Source organism: Halomonas sp. SIMBA_159, assembly GCF_046536035.1.
GTDB classification, from domain to species: domain Bacteria; phylum Pseudomonadota; class Gammaproteobacteria; order Pseudomonadales; family Halomonadaceae; genus Vreelandella; species Vreelandella venusta_A.
This window is the reverse complement of the sequence record NZ_JAWJBT010001749.1, coordinates 1-232: the sequence shown is the minus strand read 5'-3', so window position 1 is coordinate 232 and position 232 is coordinate 1. Positions and strand designations below refer to the sequence as shown.

Sequence of the window (232 nt, the reverse complement as noted above, 5' to 3'; positions counted from 1 at the left end):
ATAACCCCACCGCACCTAGCCCGTAGTTAGTCTGCAACCAGGCTGCGATATATGGCGCAACGGAAGCCCCGAGAATCGACGCTACGTTGTAAGAGAACGATGCTCCGGTGTAACGCACTTCTGTCGGAAACAGCTCTGGTAACAGCGCACCCATTGGCCCGAAGGTCAGACCCATCAGACTTAACCCCAGCAGCAGGAAGGCAAAAACCAGAATCGGGTTGCCAGAACCGAG

1 protein-coding gene is annotated in these 232 nt (G+C 55.6%); it reads right to left on the bottom strand.

Annotated features, from left to right (window positions below; genetic code table 11):
* Window positions 1–232, bottom strand: a 232-nt coding sequence (locus R0J87_RS25190) for an MFS transporter (RefSeq protein ID WP_498889756.1), incomplete at both ends; no start/stop codon positions are given.